Origin of the sequence: Micromonospora rosaria (assembly GCF_001567585.1) — a bacterium.
GTDB lineage: Bacteria > Actinomycetota > Actinomycetes > Mycobacteriales > Micromonosporaceae > Micromonospora > Micromonospora rosaria.
Map to the genome: position 1 here is coordinate 62439 of NZ_LRQV01000014.1, position 19808 is coordinate 82246.

The 19808-nt window shown below is 74.4% G+C and carries 22 protein-coding genes and 1 pseudogene; 9 read left to right on the forward strand and 14 right to left on the reverse strand.

The window, feature by feature from the left end; all coding sequences use genetic code 11:
* Window positions 1-26: 26 nt before the first annotated feature.
* Complete coding sequence (locus AWW66_RS06835; RefSeq protein WP_067361366.1) at window positions 27-224, forward strand: hypothetical protein; 198 nt, start codon at window positions 27-29, stop codon at window positions 222-224.
* A 239-nt stretch (window positions 225-463) separates the two neighbouring features.
* Here AWW66_RS06835 and AWW66_RS06840 read toward each other — a convergent pair whose 3' ends face one another.
* From AWW66_RS06840 to AWW66_RS33445, 4 genes are all read right to left on the reverse strand, one after another.
* A complete protein-coding gene (locus AWW66_RS06840; protein ID WP_067361368.1) occupies window positions 464-1249 on the reverse strand; it encodes an aldo/keto reductase in 786 nt (261 codons plus the stop codon).
* A 507-nt stretch (window positions 1250-1756) separates the two neighbouring features.
* Window positions 1757-3541: a glycoside hydrolase family 15 protein gene (locus tag AWW66_RS06845; protein WP_067361370.1), complete on the reverse strand. Its 1785-nt coding sequence runs from the start codon at window positions 3539-3541 to the stop codon at window positions 1757-1759.
* Window positions 3542-3580: 39 nt separating this feature from the next.
* Complete coding sequence (locus tag AWW66_RS06850) at window positions 3581-3973, reverse strand: cupin domain-containing protein (protein WP_067361373.1); 393 nt, start codon at window positions 3971-3973, stop codon at window positions 3581-3583.
* A 280-nt stretch (window positions 3974-4253) separates the two neighbouring features.
* Window positions 4254-4796 (reverse strand): septum formation initiator, encoded by a 543-nt coding sequence (locus AWW66_RS33445; RefSeq protein WP_067361376.1) that lies wholly within the window; start codon window positions 4794-4796, stop codon window positions 4254-4256.
* A gap of 103 nt (window positions 4797-4899) precedes the next feature.
* Here AWW66_RS33445 and AWW66_RS06860 point away from each other — a divergent pair, with 103 nt between their 5' ends.
* The 3 genes from AWW66_RS06860 (at window position 4900) to AWW66_RS35900 (ending at window position 7832) form a co-directional block, all read left to right on the forward strand.
* Entirely contained in the window at window positions 4900-5595 is a 696-nt protein-coding gene (locus AWW66_RS06860; protein WP_067361380.1) for a response regulator transcription factor, read from the forward strand.
* Entirely contained in the window at window positions 5592-6875 is a 1284-nt protein-coding gene (locus AWW66_RS06865; RefSeq protein WP_067361382.1) for a sensor histidine kinase, read from the forward strand. Before AWW66_RS06860 ends, AWW66_RS06865 begins: the two co-directional genes overlap by 4 nt.
* A gap of 408 nt (window positions 6876-7283) precedes the next feature.
* Window positions 7284-7832, forward strand: a complete 549-nt coding sequence (locus tag AWW66_RS35900; RefSeq protein WP_067361445.1) for a PepSY domain-containing protein — start codon at window positions 7284-7286, stop codon at window positions 7830-7832.
* A gap of 101 nt (window positions 7833-7933) precedes the next feature.
* Here the strand turns inward: AWW66_RS35900 and AWW66_RS06875 are convergent, their stop codons facing one another.
* Both AWW66_RS06875 and AWW66_RS06880 read right to left on the reverse strand, forming a co-directional pair.
* On the reverse strand, window positions 7934-8119 hold the full coding sequence (locus AWW66_RS06875; protein WP_067361385.1) for a DUF397 domain-containing protein: 186 nt from the start codon (window positions 8117-8119) through the stop codon (window positions 7934-7936).
* 103 nt (window positions 8120-8222) lie between these two features.
* A complete protein-coding gene (locus AWW66_RS06880) occupies window positions 8223-9104 on the reverse strand; it encodes a sulfotransferase domain-containing protein (protein WP_067361387.1) in 882 nt (293 codons plus the stop codon).
* Window positions 9105-9207: 103 nt separating this feature from the next.
* On the opposite strand from AWW66_RS06880, the gene AWW66_RS06885 reads away from it, so the two are divergent.
* Complete coding sequence (locus AWW66_RS06885; protein ID WP_067361391.1) at window positions 9208-10314, forward strand: beta family protein; 1107 nt, start codon at window positions 9208-9210, stop codon at window positions 10312-10314.
* 67 nt (window positions 10315-10381) lie between these two features.
* On the opposite strand, the gene AWW66_RS06890 is transcribed toward AWW66_RS06885, so the two are convergent.
* Window positions 10382-10663 (reverse strand): HesB/IscA family protein, encoded by a 282-nt coding sequence (locus tag AWW66_RS06890; protein ID WP_067361396.1) that lies wholly within the window; start codon window positions 10661-10663, stop codon window positions 10382-10384.
* 256 nt (window positions 10664-10919) lie between these two features.
* Between AWW66_RS06890 and AWW66_RS06895 the strand changes: the two genes are divergently transcribed.
* Window positions 10920-11654, forward strand: a complete 735-nt coding sequence (locus AWW66_RS06895; RefSeq protein ID WP_067361398.1) for an MIP/aquaporin family protein — start codon at window positions 10920-10922, stop codon at window positions 11652-11654.
* Window positions 11655-11708: 54 nt separating this feature from the next.
* On the opposite strand, the gene AWW66_RS06900 is transcribed toward AWW66_RS06895, so the two are convergent.
* The 4 genes from AWW66_RS06900 to AWW66_RS06910 all read right to left on the reverse strand — a co-directional run bounded on the left by AWW66_RS06900 (window position 11709) and on the right by AWW66_RS06910 (window position 14395).
* Window positions 11709-12014 carry a hypothetical protein gene (locus tag AWW66_RS06900; RefSeq protein ID WP_067361401.1) on the reverse strand — a complete coding sequence of 102 codons (306 nt, stop codon included), beginning with the start codon at window positions 12012-12014 and terminating at the stop codon, window positions 11709-11711.
* A 125-nt stretch (window positions 12015-12139) separates the two neighbouring features.
* Complete coding sequence (locus tag AWW66_RS06905) at window positions 12140-13189, reverse strand: hypothetical protein (protein ID WP_245647962.1); 1050 nt, start codon at window positions 13187-13189, stop codon at window positions 12140-12142.
* 241 nt (window positions 13190-13430) lie between these two features.
* Window positions 13431-13613, reverse strand: coding sequence for a hypothetical protein (locus AWW66_RS32460; RefSeq protein WP_211271854.1), 183 nt, complete (start codon window positions 13611-13613; stop codon window positions 13431-13433).
* A gap of 140 nt (window positions 13614-13753) precedes the next feature.
* A complete protein-coding gene (locus AWW66_RS06910) occupies window positions 13754-14395 on the reverse strand; it encodes a pentapeptide repeat-containing protein (RefSeq protein WP_083978282.1) in 642 nt (213 codons plus the stop codon).
* Window positions 14396-14485: 90 nt separating this feature from the next.
* Between AWW66_RS06910 and AWW66_RS06915 the strand changes: the two genes are divergently transcribed.
* The 3 genes from AWW66_RS06915 to AWW66_RS06925 all read left to right on the forward strand — a co-directional run bounded on the left by AWW66_RS06915 (window position 14486) and on the right by AWW66_RS06925 (window position 17999).
* Window positions 14486-15718, forward strand: coding sequence for a serine hydrolase domain-containing protein (locus AWW66_RS06915; protein ID WP_067361405.1), 1233 nt, complete (start codon window positions 14486-14488; stop codon window positions 15716-15718).
* Between the two features lie 89 nt (window positions 15719-15807).
* Window positions 15808-16449 carry an NAD(P)-dependent oxidoreductase gene (locus tag AWW66_RS06920; RefSeq protein ID WP_067361407.1) on the forward strand — a complete coding sequence of 214 codons (642 nt, stop codon included), beginning with the start codon at window positions 15808-15810 and terminating at the stop codon, window positions 16447-16449.
* A 128-nt stretch (window positions 16450-16577) separates the two neighbouring features.
* On the forward strand, window positions 16578-17999 hold the full coding sequence (locus AWW66_RS06925) for a M20/M25/M40 family metallo-hydrolase (protein WP_245647971.1): 1422 nt from the start codon (window positions 16578-16580) through the stop codon (window positions 17997-17999).
* Between the two features lie 90 nt (window positions 18000-18089).
* Here the strand turns inward: AWW66_RS06925 and AWW66_RS06930 are convergent, their stop codons facing one another.
* From AWW66_RS06930 to AWW66_RS34790, 3 genes and pseudogenes are all read right to left on the reverse strand, one after another.
* The gene (locus AWW66_RS06930) at window positions 18090-18554 is read right to left on the reverse strand and encodes a PPOX class F420-dependent oxidoreductase (RefSeq protein ID WP_067361412.1); all 465 of its coding nucleotides are present in this window, start codon (window positions 18552-18554) and stop codon (window positions 18090-18092) included.
* A gap of 24 nt (window positions 18555-18578) precedes the next feature.
* Window positions 18579-19226 carry a DUF6642 family protein gene (locus tag AWW66_RS06935; RefSeq protein WP_067361415.1) on the reverse strand — a complete coding sequence of 216 codons (648 nt, stop codon included), beginning with the start codon at window positions 19224-19226 and terminating at the stop codon, window positions 18579-18581.
* Window positions 19227-19487: 261 nt separating this feature from the next.
* A pseudogene (locus tag AWW66_RS34790) lies at window positions 19488-19808 on the reverse strand (serine/threonine protein kinase); the annotation flags it as partial.

The following is a 19808-nucleotide window of genomic DNA, read 5'->3' on the forward strand; positions in this document are numbered from 1 at the left end:
CGGCGTGGGCTGGCACTCCTGCCGCCGTGCCCGCCGACCCGCTGCGCCCCCGCCGGCCCGACCCGCACTTCGCCGCCGAGGCGGCGGCGGCCCACGCGGCGGGACTGGACGTGGCCCTGGTCGACCACGACGCGCTCGCCGCAGGCCGGGACCCGGACCGTACGTGCCCGACCTCGCCGACGTGCCGGCCGCCCTGGGTCACCGCCCTCGCCGCAGCAGCCTGATCGCACAGGCCCCGTCCACCCGCCTCACCCGCCGACCACCTGCCACCGTAACGGCTCGAAGCGGACAAAAATCCTCGTCGCGGACAGCCACCCCTCGACAGCGATATACCTGACCGGAATAATTATTCCGGTCAGGTATATCGCTCAGAAGGTAACCTGCCCCGGGCCCTCGCCAGCCGACGCAGGCGGGCACGGTCCGGCGCGGCGAGGCGGCGCAGCAGCGCGGCCAGGGACGTCGGTCAGCGGCCCAGGGCGTCGATGTCGCGCATCTCCTCGGCGGTCAGCGAGAACGAGAAGATGTCGGCGTTGGCGCGGATCCGCTCCGGGGTGACCGACTTGGGGATCACCACGATCTCGTGGTCGACGTGCCAGCGGAGCACCACCTGGGCCGGGGAGACGCCGTGCGCGGCGGCGATCCGGGTGAGCACCGGGTCGGCCAGGTCGCTGGTCTTGAACGGGCTGTACCCCTCCAGCACGATCCCCCGGTCCCGGTGCTCGCGGTGCCGCTGCCGGTCGTACAGGGACGGGCTCCACCGGATCTGGTTGACCGCCGGGTTCTCGTCGGTCGCCTCGATCAGTTCGTCGAGTTGGGGCGTGGCGTAGTTGCTCACCCCGACCGCCCGGGTCAGCCCGGCGTCGCGGGCGGCGAGCATCTCCCGCCAGACCGGGACGCTGTCCGCCGGGTCGGAGGGGGGCCAGTGGACCAGCCAGAGGTCGACCTGGTCCAGGCCGAGCGCCCGCAGGCTCTCCTCGATGGTCTCCCGTTCCCGGCCGACCCGTTCCGGCGGCAGCTTGGTGGTGACGAAGACGTCCTCCCGGCGCAGCCCGCTCTCCCGTATCGCCCGGCCGACCTCGGCCTCGTTGCCGTACATCGTGGCGGTGTCGACGTGCCGGTACCCGGCGTCGAGCGCGGCGAGCACGGCCTCGTACCCGGGCTCGCCGGTGGCCTGCCAGGTGCCGAAGCCGAGCAGGGGCATCCGGACGCCGCCCGGTAGCGCGACGGTGGGCTGGTCAAGGGTGGTCATGGCAGATGTTCTACCCCCTGATCGCACGGGCGAACCCGGCCGGGTGGCGCAGACGCGCCGGAGCCCGGCGTCGACGCGTGGGTCGTCGACGCCGGGCTCCGGCCGGTGGTGCCGGCGGGACCGTGCCGTCCGTGCCGGGCACCGGGTGGTGAGGTCAGCGCCAGGTGATGTCGGAGGCGTTGTAGATGCAGTTGGTGCCCGTCCGCGCCCTCACCGATCTTGGTGGGCTCGCTGCCCTTCGGCACACCCCGGTACTTCTCGTGGACCGTGGTGGTGGTCCCCGACCGCCCGCGCCCGGTGGAGTGCCGGGGCGGGCAGGGACGGGTGTCGGGGACCGGGGTTTCCCGGGCCGGAGCCCCACGGCTCCAGATCGGGATGTGTTGCGGGTCAGACCACTCGGGGAAAGGGCTTTCCTGATGGCCAGGCTAGGACCCTCTGAGCTGCAGCGTCAATGAGTTGCGTTTGCAGGAATGTTGCAGAGTTCACATTGCGCGGACCGCGTCGTCGTCAGTCGGTCGCGGGGTCGGTCAGCCGCCACGCCGCGCTGATCAGACCGATGTGGGACAGCGCCTGCGGAGTGTTGCCCACCTGCGCGCCGGAGACCGGGTCGACCTGCTCGCTGAACAGCCCGACGTCGTTGGCGTGGGTGACGGCCCGCTCGAACACCGCCCGCCCCCGCTCCGGCTCCCCGGCCAGCACCAGGCACTCGACCAGCCAGAACGAGCACATCAGGAACGCCGCCGGGTCGGTGGGCCAGCGCCGTACCAGGCCGTCGCCGGCACCCAACTCCCGCTCCACGGCCGCGATGGTGGCCCGCATCCGGGGATCGGTGGCCGGCAGGAAGCGCACCAGCGGCAGCAGCAGCGCGGAGGCGTCCAGCTCCGCCGAGCCGAACACCCCGGTGTACGCGCCGACCTGCTCGTTCCACCCGGCACGGAGGACGGTGGCCCGGATCTCGTCCCGGATCGCCGCCCAGCGGACCGGATCGGCCCGCTTCCCCAGCCGGGGCGCCAACTCCACCGCCCGGTCCAGCGCCACCCAGCAGAACACCTTCGACGACAGGTGGTGCCGCTCGGCGTCCCGGGCCTCCCACATCCCCCGGTCCGGCAGCCGCCAGGTCCCCGCCACCTCCTCGGCCAGATCGACGACCATCTCCCGGATCTCGGTGTCGAAGGTCTCCCCGAGGTACTCGTGCAGCCGCCACACCGCCAGGATCACCTCGCCGGGCACGTCGAGCTGCCGCTGCCGCCACGCCTCGTTGCCCACCCGGACCGGCCGGCTGTCGGCGTACCCGCGCAGGTGGCCGAGGTCGCGCTCGGCCAGTTCCCGCTCCCCCTCCAGCCCGAACAGCACGGGCACCGGGGCTTCCCCGATCCGGCCGGCGGAGCGGGCCGCCCAGGCGAAGAGACGGTCCGCCTCCTCCGGGCAGGCCGCCACCCAGAGCGCCCGCATGGTCATCGCGAAGTCGCGCAGCCAGGAGTAGCGGTAGTCGTAGGTGCGGTCGCCACCGAGCCGCTCCGGCAGCGAGGTGGTGGCCGCCGCGGCCACCGCGCCACTACGGGTGTACGTCAGCCCGGTCAGCACCGTCGCGCTGTGCCGCACCAGGTCGGCGTACTCGCCGTCGTAGCGGTGCGTCTCCCGGAACGCCTCCCAGGCCCGTACCGTGTCGGCGAGCGTCGGCACCGGGTCCAGCCGGGCGGGCGGGTCGCCGTACGCCGCGCCGTACGCCAGGTCGAAGCCGACGGTCTGCCCCGCCGCGACGGTGACGTCGCACCGGACCCGGTCGCCGGCCACCCGCAGCGGCCCGCCGCCGCGCAGCGCCAGCACCACCGGGCCGGCGGTGGCCAGCACCGACCCGTCCGGCCGCTCGTGCAGGTACGGGGTGAGCCGGCCGTACTCCGGGCGGGGCGCGAAGTCCAGCCGCATCGGTACCCGACCGGTCAGCCCCTCCACCACCCGGACCAGCACGGCCGGCGAGTTCAGGCCCAGTTCGTGCCCGCGCGCACCCGGCCCGGCGGCGAGCGCGTCGGTGACCGCCACGCTGCCGGTGGCGGTGTGGTGCACGGTACGCAGCACCAGGCTGCCCGGCCGGTACGCCCGTTCGACCCGCCCGGGGGTGACCGGGGCGAGCCGCCAGTGCCCGGCCCGGGGGTCCAGCAGCCGGCCGAGGACCGACGGCCCGTCGAACCGGGTGGGGCACCACCAGTCGACGGAGCCGTCCCGACCGACCAGCGCGCCCGACCGGCAGTCGGAGAGGAACGCGTAGTCGGCGATCGGCGGTTGCTGCGGCACCCGCCCCGGATACCCCGACCCGGGGCGGGTTCACCCGGCTCAGGAGGTGGGTGGCTCGTCCTCGCCCGCCGCCTCCGCCCGGTCGGCCTCCTCCTTCGTCCGGTGCACCGCGCCGTCGGCGTGCTCCGGCGGGCCGTACACCGTGTAGAGGACCAGCGGGTTCGGCCCGGTGTTGACGAAGTTGTGCTTCGTCCCGGCCGGTACCGCCACCAGGTCGCCCTGGGCGACGGCCTTGGTCTCCCCGCCGACCCGGGCCTCCCCGGCACCGCTGACGAAGGTGAGGATCTGGTCGATGCCCTCGTGGACCTCCTCGCCGATCTCGCCACCGGGCGGAATGGTCATGATCACCAACTGGGTCTGCTGGCCGGTCCACAGCACCCGCCGGAAGTCCGGGCTCTTCTCGGCGACGGTCGCGATCGTGAAATGTTCCATGTGGCGCTCATACCCGGCTGCGGGCCGATCCACGCCGGGAATCGCAGATGGTGGAAGGCGGCCCGGACGCGAGGTTTGGATTCCCCCGGGGCGGGGATCGAGGAGCTGTCCGGCGCAGTGCGGTGCCGGTCGAGCCAGGTCCCCGCCGACGTACCGCCGTAGGGCTGCGAGGGTGGGAGACGGCCAGAGCGCGGCGACGTCGGACCCCGGTCGGACGGCGCCGCGCGCTCGTCTGCGGACCCGGCACGGCCGCTCGCGTCAGCCGGGTCGGGCCGACCGGTCAGTCGTCGTCGTCATCGTCGTCGTCCGGGATGAGCACCGGCTCCCCGCCGACGCACTCCACCTGGAGCTCGTGCTCGCCGCCCGGCCCGACGAAGCTGACCTCCACGTCGTCGTCCGGCCCCCGGTCGATCTCCACGGCCCGGTACCCCTGGGCCGGGGACCAGGACACCAGGAACGCCGCACCGCCGCTGCGGCACTCGGCGACCGCGCTGCCTCCCGTGACGACGAAGACCCGCTGGGACCCGGCCGGGCTCGCCGACGGGGTGACCGGGGGCGTGGCCGAGGGGACGGCGGTGGGGGTCTGCGGCGTACCGGACGGCCCCGCGCCCGGGGCACCGGGACCGGTCGGGGTACCCGACACGGCCGGGGCGGACGGCACCGGGGAGGCCAACGCCCGGGCGACCTCCTCCTGGCTGAGCACCCCGCCGGGGGTACCGGCGATCCCCTCACCCACGAGCCGGATCGCGCCCAGCCCGAGACCGGTGGCGAGAACGGCGGTGGCCAGCCACCCGACGGCGGCGAGCAGTGTACGGCGACCCATGTCACCGACTATCCCCGACGAGACGTTGGGCGGGGCTCTGCGGGGGGATAAGGGAAGGTTAAGAACAGTGGTGCCCGTCGACCGGCCGGCTAGCCTGCCTGGTGTGCCCCGCCTGCTGCTCGTCGAGGACGATCTGACCATCCGTACCCCGCTGGTCCGCGCCCTACGGGAACGTGGCCACGCCGTGGCCGCCACCTCCACCGCGATGGACGGCCTGCGGGCCGCGCTGGACGACCGGCCCGACCTGGTCGTGCTCGACCTCGGACTGCCCGACCTGGACGGCCGCGAACTGCTCCGGATGCTGCGCGCGGTCAGCGCGGTCCCGGTGATCGTGGCGACCGCCCGCGACGACGAGAGGGAGATCATCCGGGTGCTCGACGCGGGCGCCGACGACTACGTGGTCAAGCCGTTCACCGCCGCCCAGCTCGACGCGCGGGTCCGGGCGGTGCTGCGCCGGGGCCCCTCCGCCGCCGACGCCGACGATCCGACGATCACCGTGGGCGGGCTGCGGGTCGACCCCCGCTCCCGGCAGGTCACCCTGGACGGTACGCCGGTGGAGCTGACCCCGCGCGAGTTCGACCTGCTGCACCACCTCGCCGGCCGGCCCGGTCAGGTGGTCACCAAGCGGGAACTGCTCACCGAGGTCTGGCAGATCCCGTACGGCGGCGCGGACAAGACCGTCGACGTGCACCTGTCCTGGCTGCGCCGCAAGCTCGGGGAGAGCGCCCAGCAGCCCCGGTACCTGCACACCGTCCGGGGTGTCGGGGTGCGTCTGGCCGACCCCGGGGCGGACCGGTGAGGGGTCGGCTGGCCCTGCTGGCCGCCGCAGTCGGCGTCCTCGTCCTGACCGCGTTCCTGGTGCCGCTGGCCCTGCTGGTCCGCGACGTCACCGCCGACCGGGCCACCGTCCGGGCCACCGCCGACGCGCAGAGCCTGGTGCCCGTGGTCGGTACCGCCGACCCGGAGATCGTCCGACTCACCGTGGAACAGCTCGTCGCCCAGTCCCGCCGGCCGGTGAGCGTCTTCCTGCCCGACGGCACGATCCTCGGGGCGGCGGCCCCGCGTACCCCCGCGGTCGAGCTGGCCGCGCGCGGGCAGAGCCTGACCGCCGAGTTCGACGACGGCCGGGAAGTGGTCATCGCGGTGCAGCGGCGCGCGGACGGCATCGGCGTGATCCGGACCGTGGTGCCCGCCGCCGAGCTGACCCACGGCGTGACCCGGGCCTGGCTGCTGCTGGCCGGGCTCGGCATCGTCCTGGTGCTGGTCGGCCTGGCCGTCGCCGACCGGCTGGCCCGCAGCCTGGTCGGGGCGATCACCGACCTCTCCACCGTCTCGCACCGGCTGGCCAACGCCGAACTCGACGCCCGGGTCACCCCGGCCGGCCCGGCCGAGCTGCGCGAGGTCGCCGGGGCGCTGAACCACCTCGCCGGCCGCATCCAGGTGCTGCTGCGCGAGGAACGCGAGCAGGTTGCCGACCTGTCGCACCGGCTGCGTACCCCGCTGACCGCGCTCCGGCTGGAGGCCGAGTCGCTGCGCGACCCGGCGGACGCCGCCCGGGTCACCGCCGCCGTCGACGGGCTGGAGCGGGCCGTCACCGGCCTGATCCGGCAGGCCCGCTGGCGTACCCCGACCGCCGGGGCCGCCGTCTGCGACGCGGCGGCGATCGTCGGGGACCGGGTGGCGTTCTGGTCGGTGCTCGCCGAGGACACCGGCCGAGCCGTCACCCTCGACCTGGCCGAGGGTCCGCTCCCGGTCGGGGTACCCGCCGACGAACTGGAGGCGGCGGTGGACGCCCTGCTGGGCAACGTCTTCGCGCACACCCCCGACGAGACCCCGTTCACCGTGCGCCTCGCCCCGGACGGCGGTCACGTGCTGCTGACCGTCGCCGACGAGGGGCCGGGCATGCCGCCCGGCACGGTCCGCCGGGGCGCCAGTCACGGCGGCTCCACCGGCCTCGGCCTGGACATCGCCCAACGGGCCGCCGAGGCCAGCGGCGGCTCCCTGGAGGTCGGCACCGGCCCCGAGGGCGGCGCCCGGGTCCTGCTCCGCCTCGGCCCACCCCGCTCCCCCAACGACTGAGGCCACTACTGACCGGAACTGCCCCCGCCCGCCTCCGACCCGGCCTGGCTCGGGTTGCTGGCTGTCCATCCGGATGGCCGGATCCGCAGGTGCCTGGGCCCAACGTGGCCAGCGGACCGCTGGCGGGCACCCCAACATTGGCGTCCTGTCGAGCTGCCCCGCCCACGAGACCAGCCGGGCACCAGCCCCCGCGCGCCACAGCCCTCGCCCCGCGCGCCACAGCTTCCGCCCCGCGCGCCACGGCTTCCGCCCCATCCGTGAGGGCAGCTCGACAGGGCACCGAATCGAACACCCCGGCGGGCGGGAAGCACTGGCCGGCGGCTTAACCGGGCCTTAGCAATCGGACAGCGCGCCCCTATCCACCCAGGACCGATCCTCGATTGCAGCAACGAGGAGAGGATGGACCCGATGAACCGGATCTCACTGGCACTGGCCGCGATCGGCGGCACCGCCGTGCTGTCGGTCACCGGCGTGGCGCTCGGCAGCGCCGCCGCCGACCGCACCGCGCAGCGCAGCGCCGACACCGCGCTGGTGGCGACCACCAGCACCCCCGACACGACCACCCCCGCCGCCCCCGCCACCGACGGCAACCCGGCCCCCGGCCTGACCGCCACCACCCGCGCCGCCACCGACCCGGGCACCCCGCCGGCCAGCCAGGACACCATCAGCCGGGAGCGGGCCGGCGAGATCGCCCTCGCCGCCGCCGGTGGCGGCCGGATCGTCGAGGTCGACCGCGAACGGGAGCACAACCGCCCGGTCTGGAGCATCGAGATCATCAACGGCACCACCGAGTACGAGATCGACGTCGACCGCGAGACTGGCACGATCCTCGACACCGAGAAGGAGCCGGTCGACGACGACAATGACGATGACGACGACCGCGACGACGACCGGGACGACAAGGACGACCGGGACGACGACGATGACGACGACCGGGACGACGACGACCGGGACTGACTTCCGGGAGTAGGCAGAGCAGCTAGCGAGACAGCAGAGGGAGCCCCGGATCGGGGCTCCCTCTGTCGTGGTGGGCTGGTCGGCGTGCCTGCGGGAGCTGCTCAGCGCCGGAGGTCCCGGGTGAAACGCGCCCAGGCAGCCGGCGCGAACACCAGGGCCGGGCCGGACGGGTCCTTGCTGTCCCGTACGGCCACCGCACCCGGGAGGTCGGCGGCGACCTCCACGCACGCGCCGCCGTTCGGGCCGCTCTTGGTCGACTTGCGCCAGGTGGCGTTGCTCAGATCCATGCTCGGGCCGCTTCCTTGATCAGGTCGAGGGACTACCGGGGCCGCACCGCCCCGGGACCGATCGAGGGTAACAAATTCGCGCAAGGGTGCTCACGATCCGTGATCAGCGGTGCAGCCAGGCGAGCAGGTCCGGCGGGGCCAGGGCCGCCACCCGGGCCTGGTAGCGGGCCAGCACGGCCGGGTCGAGCGACGCCCGGCCCTGCCCCGAGGTGCCCGCCCGGAAGAACGCGGCGCGGCTGCGCAGCACCCCGGCCGGGTCGGGGGCGAGCTGGTCCGCCCGCTCCCGCATCCGCCCGAAGGTGGCCGCGTCGACCAGGTCGGGCCAGTCTCGCTCCGGCACGTCGAAGCCGAGCCGGTCGGCCAGCCGGCGCATCTCCCCCGCCAGGTCGGCCAGCAGGTCGGCGTAGTGCACGAGGACGACGTGGGGCTGGTCCCGACGCCGCCAGGCATCGGTGAGGTGCCACAGGACACCGGGCAGCGAGTCCAGTTCCGCACGGGGGTCGACCTCCCGGTCCACCCAGCGGCCCAGCCACTCGGGCAACGGCCGTCGCGGCCCGGTGGGGCCGACGGGCTGGCCGGTCAACTCGTGCATCCGCTCGCGGTCCAGGTTCCGGGCCTGGTGGTACAGCGAGACCGCCATGTCCAGCGGGTGCCGGGCGACCACGACGTACGTCGCCCGGGGGTCGAGCGGTACCCCGTCGAGCGGGGTGTGTGTCTTGACGAACCGCCGGTGCTCCTGGGCGGCGAGCCGGGCGACGACCTCGTCGCGGGGCTCGACCAGCCAGTCCAGCCAGGGCGACAGCCGCGACAGCGGGGCCGGCAGGTCGGGGGTACGGAACACCAGCAGCGCGCAGATCATCTGCATCCAGGTGGTGCCGCTCTTGGACCGGGTGCTGATCACGATGTCGCCGGTGCGGAAGGGGAACCCGAGCCACCGGGCGCTGTCCTCGTCCGGGGAGCGGTAACGGAAGGGGTCGGCAGGCACCAGGGCATGGTAGGGACGTTCCGGCCCGTCCACACCGGATTTTGCCGGGGCAGGTGGGCCGTTCGGGCCTGTGACCGGGGTGTTCCGGCAGGTAGATTGAGGTATGGTGCCCGCCCACCAGGGCCGGGCAGGCCGCCGGGCAGGCCCGCCAGCGTCGGAACCCGTCTACCGTCCCCTTCTCGCCGGCCGGCGAGGTGAGTTCGAGGCCCTCCGCCACCTCGACCCCCGCACCGCCGCGCTGCTCTCCCCGGTCATCGTGTTGTCCACCGTCGACCGGTCCACCCTGGACGCTCTCGGCCGGCTGCCGGCCGGCCTGGTCCCGGCGGTGGACCTCCGCGCCGTACCGCACACTCCGGAGGCCGAGCCGGCCCGCTGGGGCGTACCCGTGATCCCGGTGGTCGGGCTCACGGAGGACGACCACCGGCTGGTCGCGTACGGCGCGGCGGCCCGGTCGTCCGCGCAGCGGGCGGTCGTGCGGCTACCGGCCGACCGGAGCTGGACCGGCCCGGACGCCGCCACCGCCGGGCTGGAGCGGGTCTGCCGGCTCACCGGCCTGCTGCCGGAGCAGCTCGACCTGCTCGTCGACGCGGGCGACGTCTGCTGCCCGGCCGACGTACGGTTGGCCGAGTCCCGGGTACGCCGGGTGCTGGAGTGGGCCCGGCGGCATCCCTGGCGGTCGGCGACCGTGGCGTCCGGCGCGATGCCCCCGGCCCTGTCCGGCCTGCCCACCGACGAGCCGGTCCGGGTAGACCGGTGGGACCGGGTGCTCTGGCGCCGCCTGGCCGACCTGGGCGTCGGGTACGCCGACTACGGGATCACCCCGGCGGGCCCCGTTGACCGGGAGCCGGGCGACCGGTTGCCGACGGTGCGCTACACCGCCGGCGACGCCTGGTGGGTCTACCGCTGGTCGAGGCGGGGTGGCCGGGGTGACGAGCGGTTCGCCGACCTGTGCCGGACGCTGGTCGCCGCCCCGCACTGGGCCGCCGCCGGGGCGGCCTTCTCCTGGGGTGACCAGGAGTTCCTGCGCCGGGCCCGGCGGGTGACCGGGGCGGGGTCGCCGACGAACTGGCTGGCCTGGGGCACCTCCCACCACGTGGCCCAGGTGCTGGCCGAACTGGTCGCGCCGCAGCGGGAGCGACGGGCCGCCGACGGGTGGTCCGCCCGGCACCGACCGCCCCGGGGCACCGGCCGACCGGCCGCGCCCCGGTGACCCGACCAGCCCGTGCAGTGCGAGCCGGTAAGGCAGGGCCAGCCTCTCGGGCAGGCCGGGCGGTGGGTCAGTCGCGCTCGGTGAAGCCGAACTGGATGATCCCGTCGTCGTCCACGACGGCGTCGACGGAGGTGTCGTTGAGCAGTTCGGCGGCGTCCGCGTCGAGGAAGATCCGGGCCCCGGAGTCGTCCACCACCTGGTCACCCGCCGCCGGTTCGGGCACCAGCTCGATGGTCAACGAGCCGGCCTCGGTGTCGGCGGCGATGCGGACCCCGCCGGCATCGCTGACATCCTGCTGCGCGGCGAGGTCACGGATCACGAGCACGGCGTTGTCTGTCATGGTCAACATGGCGGAACTCCTCGTGGATTCTCGGCTCGCGGGTACGCCGGAGCGGGCCGGGACCGGCCTGCTGGGCGGCCCGGATGCGCGGCGCGGCGACGCGGCGGGCCGACGGCACGGCCCGGGTACGGGCCCCTAAAAACGGGTCTTGCCCGGCACACCGACCCTACCCCGTGAACCGGGTCGGGACGGGCATCCTGCCCGGCCCGGGGGACTCGTCGCCATTCTTGTGATTCGCCCGGATATCAGCCATACGCTGACCCCCATGGACGACGCCCGACGGTACGCCGCCGAGTTCCTCGGCACCCTGCTGCTGGTCTTCTTCGGGGTGGGCAGTGCCGTGGCCGCCCGGGTCCAGGGCGGCGTGGTGGTGGTCGGGCTCGCCTTCGCCTTCATCGTCCTCGCGCTGGTCTACGCATTCGGCCCGCTCTCCGGCTGTCACATCAACCCGGCGGTCACCATGGGGGTGCTGCTGTCCCGCAAGATCTCACCGGTCGGCGCGGTGGCGTACTGGATCGCCCAGTTCGCCGGTGCCGCGGTGGGCGGTTTCCTGCTCTGGGCGCTGACCCGGTGGGGCGGGGTGGTGGACCAGACCGGGGCCCTGGGCACCACCGGGTACGGGGCGAACATCAGCCGGGGTGGCGCGATGCTGCTGGAGACGATGCTGACCTTCATGTTCGTGCTGGTCGTCCTGGTGGTGACCAGCCGCCCGGAGCACGCCGGCTTCGCCGGGCTGGCGATCGGCATCGCGCTCGGGGCGGCCATCCTGCTCGGCACCACCCTCGACGGAGCCTCGCTGAACCCCGCCCGCTCCTTCGGTCCGGCGATCTTCGAAGGCGGTGCCGCGCTACGCCAACTCTGGCTGTTCATCGTCTTCCCCCTGCTCGGTGGGGCCCTCGCGGCGCTGGTGGCACCGCTCGTCCTGCAACGGAACCCGCGCTACCGGGGCGGCCCCGAGCAGCCGCCGCCCCGTCCCGGACCAGGCCAGAGTCCGGCCTGACCAGCGCCGGGCGGGTCGTCAGGGCTCCGGTCGGGACGGGCGGCGGACGGGTCGTCAGGCGCCCGGTTGGACGGGCGGCGGGAGCACGGCGGCCGGGTCGCCCTGCTCGACCAGCGCGTCGATGGCGGCCGGCGGCAGGCCCCGCAGCGCCAGTACCCGCCGCCCCCACCGGTGCAGCCGGCACGGGTGCGGGTTCGCGTCGTTGCGGCAGACCGTCCCGCCCGACCAGCGCCGGGGCGCGTGCACCACCACCGCCCGGACGGCGAACTGCGCGTCCTCCCCGGTGACGTACGGCGGTAGCGGGATCTCCCGCAGCACCTCGCCGGTGGACTGGGCGGAACGGAGGGTCGTGCTGCTCATCGGAGGAGCCTCCACAGCGGATGGACGGTTCGGACCAGCCACGACGCTAAGCCCAGGGGCCGATCCCCACGACGGACAAACTGTCCCGCCCCGGCACTCACGCCGCGACCCGGCCCGCCGCCCGGTCAGCGCAGCGCCACCGCCTGGAGGCTGACGCTGCCGCAGTCGGGGTTGAAGGCGTGCTCGGTGATCCAGGACAGCGACAACCGGGTGCCCCGGGGCGCCTGGAACCGCACGTCGAACCCGGCGGTGTGCTCGGTGTGCGGGTCCTCCAACCGGACCGTGACGGCCGGGCCGCCGTCGGGCAGCCGGGCCTCCAGCCGGCCCCGGGCCATCCAGACGCCGACGTACAGCCGGGCGGTGCGGACCTCGCCGTCGCCCGCCACGGCCAGCGCGAACCCGCTGTCCGTGCCACAGGTGTGCACCCCGGTCGGGGTGCCCGTCTCCTGGTGCGCCTCGGCACCGTCCCGCCAGGCGAACACCTCCGGGTTGGTGTCGTGGCCCGCCCGCACACCCGGCCCACCGGCGTCCACGATGGCACCGGAGCCGTCCCGCTTGCGGACCGTCGAGTCCGCCCCGCGCAGCCCCCAGTGCAGCCAGTCCCGGGTACCGACCTGGGTGAGGTCGACCGTGGCCGGCACCTCGACCCGGGTGATGTCGAGGACCGGACGCGCCGGAGCCGGCAGGGTGCCGTCCGGCGCGGGTGCCGGTGCCGCCGAGCCGGCTCCGGGGGTGGCCGTGGGCGTGGGGGCCGGCCGGGCCCGGGGGTTCAGTCCCGGCGAGACCACGGCGGGCAGCGCGCTGGCGGTACGCCCGACGCTCGGCCGTTCCACCCCGGCCTGCCCACCGGGCATGACCGCGTGGTCGGTCTCCGGCCCCGGTGCGGACTCCCGGCCGAGGTACGCGACCAACCCGACCAGGCAGACGAACACGGTCAGCCCCTCGACCGCCCACAGCCGGCGCTGCCGGGTCCGGGCCATCCGCCGCTGGGCGCTACGGGTCGGCTGACCACTCCCGGCCGCCCCGACCCGCTCGGCCGTTCCGCCGCCGGCCGCTGCGGCACCCCCGTCAGCCGCCCCGCTGCCGCCGCCCGGCGTGCCCCCGCCGGCGATGGTCGGGGCCGTCGCCGGGACACCGGAGCGCCGGTCGGTCCGCTCGCGGTCCGTCTCCCCCACCTGACCTCCACTCCCCAGCCGCCGCACACCGATCCGTCTCGGACCCGGCGCTGACAACCGCGCCGGTTCACGTTGTCATCGGATCGACCCGGACACCAGATGGAAACCGAGCGATTTTGTCATCGATCAGTCACCACGGTGTCAATGGGGTCGGTGGGTCCGGAATTCGGGCCGGACGTCCGGAACACCGGCCGTCCGGCTCACCCGGGACGGGAGCGCCCCGGCGACCGCCGGGGCCGGATCAGTGGCGGCGCTGGCGGCACAGGCCCCGCCCCGGGTGCCAGCTCTCGATCACCAGGTGGTCCGGCGGGTCGCCGACCCGGGTCAGCACCACCTCGGTCAGCGCGATCCGGAAACGGTGCGAGCCGTCCTCGCCGGCCGCGCGGCGAACTCGGGTTCCTCGTCGACCAGATCCGACCACCATGCCATGCCGGGAAGGGTGGCAGGAAAAGCTGACAACCGACGGCAGCTTGCCCGAACCGGAACCGCCCGCCCGCCGGACCGCACCGCCCCCGGACCGGACAGCCCGCTCCCCGGATCGCACCGCCCCCGGACCGGACGGGCTCAGCGGATCTCGAAGCCGAGCGCCTGGGCGATCACCAGCGCCTGCGTCGCGTCGATCAGCGCGCCGGCACGACTCACGGTGGTCGGGTCCAGCGCGGTCAGGTCGCTGCCGCGCAGGTCGGCCCGGGTGAGTCGGCTGCCCGCCAGGTGCGCGGCGGAGAGGTCCACCCGGGTCACCGTCGCGCCGGTGAGGTCCGCGCCGGTCAGGTCGGCCTCACGCAGGCGTACGTCGGTGAGGACCACGCCGCGCAGGTCCGCCTTGGGCAGCGCGACGAAGGACCAGTCCCCGCCCTCGACCCGCAGCGGACGCAGGTCGCACTCGTCAAAGGTGCTGCCGACCAGCTTGCAGCCGACGAACTCGGCGTCGAACAGGTTGCACCGCCGGAAGCCGCACCGGACGAAGGCCGAGTCGACGTGCCGGGAGGCGTTGAACCGGACCGCGCCGAAGGTGCACTCGGTGAAGGTGGAGCCCCGGGTGACCGCCTCGGTCAGGTCGACCCCGTGGAACTCGCACCGGACGAAGTGCCGGTCCACCAACTCCTCGGCGTACCAGTCGTCGCGGCGGAAGATCGCCTCGGTGACCGGTTCCGGTCGAGCGGTGTCCCGGGTGACGTCCCGGCTGTCGTCGGGCGACTGCGGCATCCGGTCAGGGTACGGCCGGCCACCGACACCCCGGCCGCGTGGCGCGGCCGACACTTCCGACCGGGCCGTACCGGCTAGTAGGTTCGTACGGTGAGCGTGACACGGACGACCGACCCGGACCTGATCGGTTTCGACCCCGCGCGGCTGGCCCGCATCGACGAGCACTTCGGCCGGTACGTCGACGAGGGGCGGCTCGCCGGCTGGCAGATCGTGGTGACCCGCCGGGGCGAGATCGCCCACTCCAGCACCTACGGGGCGCGGGACGCCGAGGCCGGCGCCCCGGTCGGCGAGGACACCCTCTGGCGGATCTACTCGATGACCAAACCGGTCACCTCCGTGGCGGCGATGATGCTCTGGGAGGAGGGCCGGTTCGAGCTGACCGACGAGATCAGCCGCTGGCTGCCCGAGTTCGCCGACATGCGGGTCTACTCGAAGGGCTCGGTGCTCAAGCCGTACACGGTGCCGGCGGTCGAGCCGATCCGGGTCTGGCACCTGCTCACCCACACCGCCGGCCTGACGTACGGGTTCATGCAGACCTCCGTGGTCGACGGCCTGTACCGCGCCGCCGGGTACGAGCTGATGCCGCCGCCAGGGGTCGACCTGGCCGGGGCGTGCGCCGTCTTCGGCGAGTTCCCGCTGCTGTTCCAGCCCGGTACGGCCTGGGGCTACTCGGTCGCCACGGACGTGCTCGGCCGGCTCGTGGAGGTGGTCTCCGGGCAGAGCCTGGAGGCGTTCTTCACCGACCGGATCTTCCGCCCGCTGGGCATGACCGACACCCGCTGGTGGGTCGAGGAGGCCGACGCCGAGCGGCTGGCCGCGCTGTACGTCCCGGACCCGCGCACCGGCCGGGCGGTCCGCCACGAACGGTTCGGCGCGGTGGCCCGGGAGAAGCCGGGACTCCACTCCGGCGGCGCCGGCCTGATCTCCAGCGCCGCCGACTACCACCGGTTCACCCAGATGCTGCTGCGCGGCGGTGAACTGGACGGGGTCCGCCTGCTCGGCCCCCGGACGGTCCGCTTCATGACCCGCAACCACCTGCCCGGCGGCCACGACCTGGCCACCCACTCCGTCGGCGGGTTCGCCGAGACCATCTTCGACGGGGTCGGCTTCGGCCTCGGCTTCGCCGTGATCGACGACCCGGTCCCGAGCCGGCTGCCGTCGAGCGTCGGCGAGTACTACTGGGGCGGCATCGCCAGCACGGCGTTCTGGGTCGATCCGGCGCAGGAGCTCACCGGGCTGCTCTTCACCCAGCTCATGCCCTCCAGCACCTGGCCGCTGCGGTCGCAGTTGCGGCAACTGGTCTACGCGGCCCTCGTCGACTGAGCGCGAAGCGACCCGCGCCCAAACGGGCCACCCCGCCGCAGATCGTCGTTCCGCCGCGCACCGGCGGGGCGGCTCCCTAGCCTGGGGTGATGAGCAACGTCGTCGTGTTCGGGGCCGGCGGGACCGCCGGGTCGCGGATCGTCGCCGAGGCGGCACGCCGGGGGCACCGGGTCACCGCCGCGGTCCGGCGGCCGGAGGCCGTCTCGTACCTGCCGGCCGGGGTCCGGGTGGTCACCGGGGACGCCACCAGCGAACGGAGCGTACGGGACCTCGCGCCGGAGGCCGACGTCTTGGTGGTGGCGATCGGTGGGGGTGGGCGCGACCTCTGGGTCGACGCGGCCCGGAACCTGGTCGACACGCTGCGTGGCCTACCGGACCCGCCCCGGATCATCCACATGGGTGGTGGTTCGACCCTGTGCACCCCGCAGGGCGGCCGGTTCCTCGACGAACCGGACTTCCCCCCGGAGTATCGCGACTCGGCGCTGGGCCAGGCCGACGCCCTGGACTACTACCGGTCCACCGCCGACGGGGTCTCCTGGACGTACGTCTCCCCGCCGCCACTGGAGTTCCATCCCGGCGAGCGGACCGGGCGGTACCGCACCGGCACGGACGAGCCGGTGGTCGACGGCTCGGGCCGGTCGGCGATCAGCTACGAGGACCTCGCCGTGGCGATCGTCGACGAGATCGAGAATCCCCGGTTCACAAACCGTCGTTTTACCGCCGCATACTGATCTGACCTGCGGAAAAACCCTGGTGCACGATCTTGAGAAGGGAGGGGCGGACAGATAGGTTCGGTCGCATGTGACCCGGGCCCACCGCAAGACGGTGCCGGGTCCAGCCCCCGAACCAGGAGGACCCTTTGACCACACAGGACGGTCACGTCACCCCTTCTTCCCCCGCTGCCCTGAACCGCCGCCGGATGCTGGCCGTGGCGCTCGGCGGTGCCGCCACCGTCGCCCTGCCGGTCCCCGCCTGGGCCGCGGACGACCTGCGCCCGGGTGCCGTCCGGCTGCCCCAGCTCACCGCGGACGACAAGAAGATCGTCCGGCAGGCGTCGGCGAAGCGCGCGCTGAACGACCTCTTCACTCTCAGTGAGAAGATCGGCCCCCGGATCGGTGGTACGGCGTCGGAGCGGCGGGCCGCGGACTTCATCGCCCGCACCCTCGACCGGATGGGCTACGACACGACGTTGCAGCCGTTCCCGGTGGCGGACAAGTTCCTCGCCGACCTCAGCTCGCCGACCCGCCTGCCCTGGGACCTCTGCTGGCAGGCCGGCGCCTCCGCGCACGGCGCGCTGGACACCAAGGTCCGGGGCCGGGTGATCGACGTCGGCGCCGGCGCCCCGGAGAACTACCCGGCGAACGCGGCCGGCCGGATCGTCCTCGTCGACTACGTCGCCGCGCAGCGGGAGCAGCTCGTCGCCACCGCCGTGGCGAAGGGCGCGGCGGCCGTGGTCTTCCTCCCGGCGGACGCGGTGGCGCCCCGGATGGCCTCGGCCTTCTCCCCCACCCTGCCCGGCTCGGCCAGCAACCCGGTGCCGATCCCGGTGGTCGGCGTCGCGCAGGCGCAGAAGCACCGGCTCCGTGCGCTGGTCGCCGCGCAGGAGCTCGTGCTGGTCATCAAGACCTCGGCGCACCGCAACCTGATCTCGAACAACGTGATCGGCGAGCGGGTCGGCACCCTCGGCGCGAACGCCCCGGTGGTCATGGTCTGCGCCCACTACGACACCGTCATCGGCGCCCCGGGCGCCAACGACGACGGCTCCGGCACGGTGCTCGCCCTGGAGCTGGCCCGGGTGCTGAAGAACACCCCGCTGGAGGCGACCATCCGCTTCGCCCTGTGGGGCTCGGAGGAGCAGGGCCTGATCGGCTCGCGCTACTACGTCCGGGAGCTCCCGCAGACCGAGCGGGACCGGTTCCTCGCGGTCTACAACAACGACATGGTCGCCACGAGCTGGGACCCGGCCACGAAGTACTGGCTGCTCTCCTTCACCGGCCAGGCGAACCGGGCCACCGACGAGGTCGCCGCGGCGGCCGTCCGGCTCGGGTACGAGCCGCAGATCTCCCCGGTGACCCAGCGCGGGTCGAGCGACCACCAGTCGTTCCAGGAGGTCGGCATCGCCAGCGCCAACTTCTCCTGGCGGGGCGAGGAGTCCCCGGCGCTGCTGGAGCCGCCGTACCACAGCCCGGAGGACACCATCGAGAAGAACATCAGCCTGGAGCGGCTCCAGGTCTCGCTGGAGCTGATCGGCGCCGCCACCTTCGCGACGGCCCGGGGCTGACGCACGGCCGGTCGGCCCCGGGGCCGACCGGCCCGGCAGGACCCCGACCGGGGTGGGACGCCGAGTCCCACCCCGGTCGTGCGCGTACGGTCAGTCGGCGAGCCGGGCCGGGAAGCCGCCGGTGGCGATCGGCCCCCAGTCGGTCACGGTGACCCGGATCAGCGACTTGCCCTGCCGGACCATCGCCGTGCGGTACTCGTCCCAGTCGGGGTGCTCGCCGGAGATCGACCGGAAGTACTCCACCAGCGGCTCCAGGGCCGCCGGCAGGTCGAGCACCTCGGCGGTGCCGTCGACCTGCACCCAGGGCCCGTTCCAGTCGTCGGAGAGCACGCAGACCGAGACCCGGGGGTCGCGGCGGATGTTGCGCACCTTGGCCCGCTCCGGGTAGGTCGAGATCACCAACCGCCCCTCGGCGTCGACCCCCGCCGAGACCGGCGAGGACTGCGGACGCCCGTCGGCGCGGGTGGTCATCAGCACCACCCGGTGCCGGGGACGGAGGAACTCGGTCAGCGCCGCCCGGTCGACCCGGGTGGTGCTCGCGATGCTGCGTGCCATCGCTCGTTTCTACCAGCGGCGGGGTCAGGGCCGCTGGGCAGGCCGGGCGACGCGCGCCGGCGTGGGCTGGGCGGGCACCCGGGGCCGAGCCGCCGGACGCCAGGCCCGGCCGTTGGCGTAGATCACCCGGAAACCGAGGTACGCCGCCAGCGGCCCCCAGTGCGCGGAGCCCATCCGCAGCTCGGCGGCGTTGTGCCGCTGGCCGTTGGCGAGCGCGTCGAGCAGCACGGTCTCGAACGCGGCCGACTCGGCCCAGTCGACCTCCCGGGTGTACCCGCAGATCAGCGCCGCCCCGGTCACCGCCAGGAACTCCCGGAGGGTGGCGTCGGGGGCGCGCAGCACCGAGCAACTGCCGAAGTAGAGCCGCCGGCCCTCGCCCCGGCCGGCCATCCGCTCGGCCACGTCGGCCAGCTCGACGGAGTCCCAGTCGGTGAGGCAGAGCCGGTTCGGCTCCCCGTGCATGGCGAAGAACCCGACCCGGTAGTCGGCGTACTGCTTGAGCAGCCAGCGGTCCAGGAAGTAGAACAGCTCGTCGCGGGTCGCCGCGTCCTTGTGGATGAACCTGATCTTGCCGAGCCGTTCGAGCAGTTCCAGCGTGGGCAGGACCGACGTCCGCTCGTTCAGGTCCCGGTGCCACTGCCCCTCGACGCAGAACACGCCGCCGCGCGCCATGCGTCCACCTCCCCCGTTCGCCCGGCCCGGCGCTGACGTTACCCCTCCCGGCGGGTCCGGGGACACCGGCCGGACTGTGCCCGTTGGGATGATTTTCGGCAGCTCAGCCCCGGTCGGCGCGGACCCGGGGCGGTCGGCGGCGGGACCGGGCACCGGCTCGGTCGGGCGGAACCAACCCGGCACCCGGGTCGGTGGGCGGTCGGCCGGGAGGAGGCAGGGGGTCCCCCCTCCCGGCCGACGCCCGGCCCCGGGCCGTGCCGCTCAGCTCGCCCGGGGCCAGCGTGGCGCGGTGGCGGGGGGTGCCACCGGCCGTCCGGGAACGCGGGCCGGAACGGACCGCCCCGCCTGGCCGCGCAGGTGGGCCGGCACCGGCCGGGCGACCCGTGGCGGCACCACGGCGGTACGCGGCGGCACGACCCCGGCGCGGGGCGGCATGGTCCCGGCGCGGGGCGGAACCGTGCCGGCGCGCGGCGGAACCGTGCCGGCGCGGGGCGGAACCGTGCCGGCGCGGGGCGGAACCGTGCCGGCGCGGGGCGGCACGGCACCGGTGCGGGGCGGGACGACCCCCGCCCGGGGCGGCAC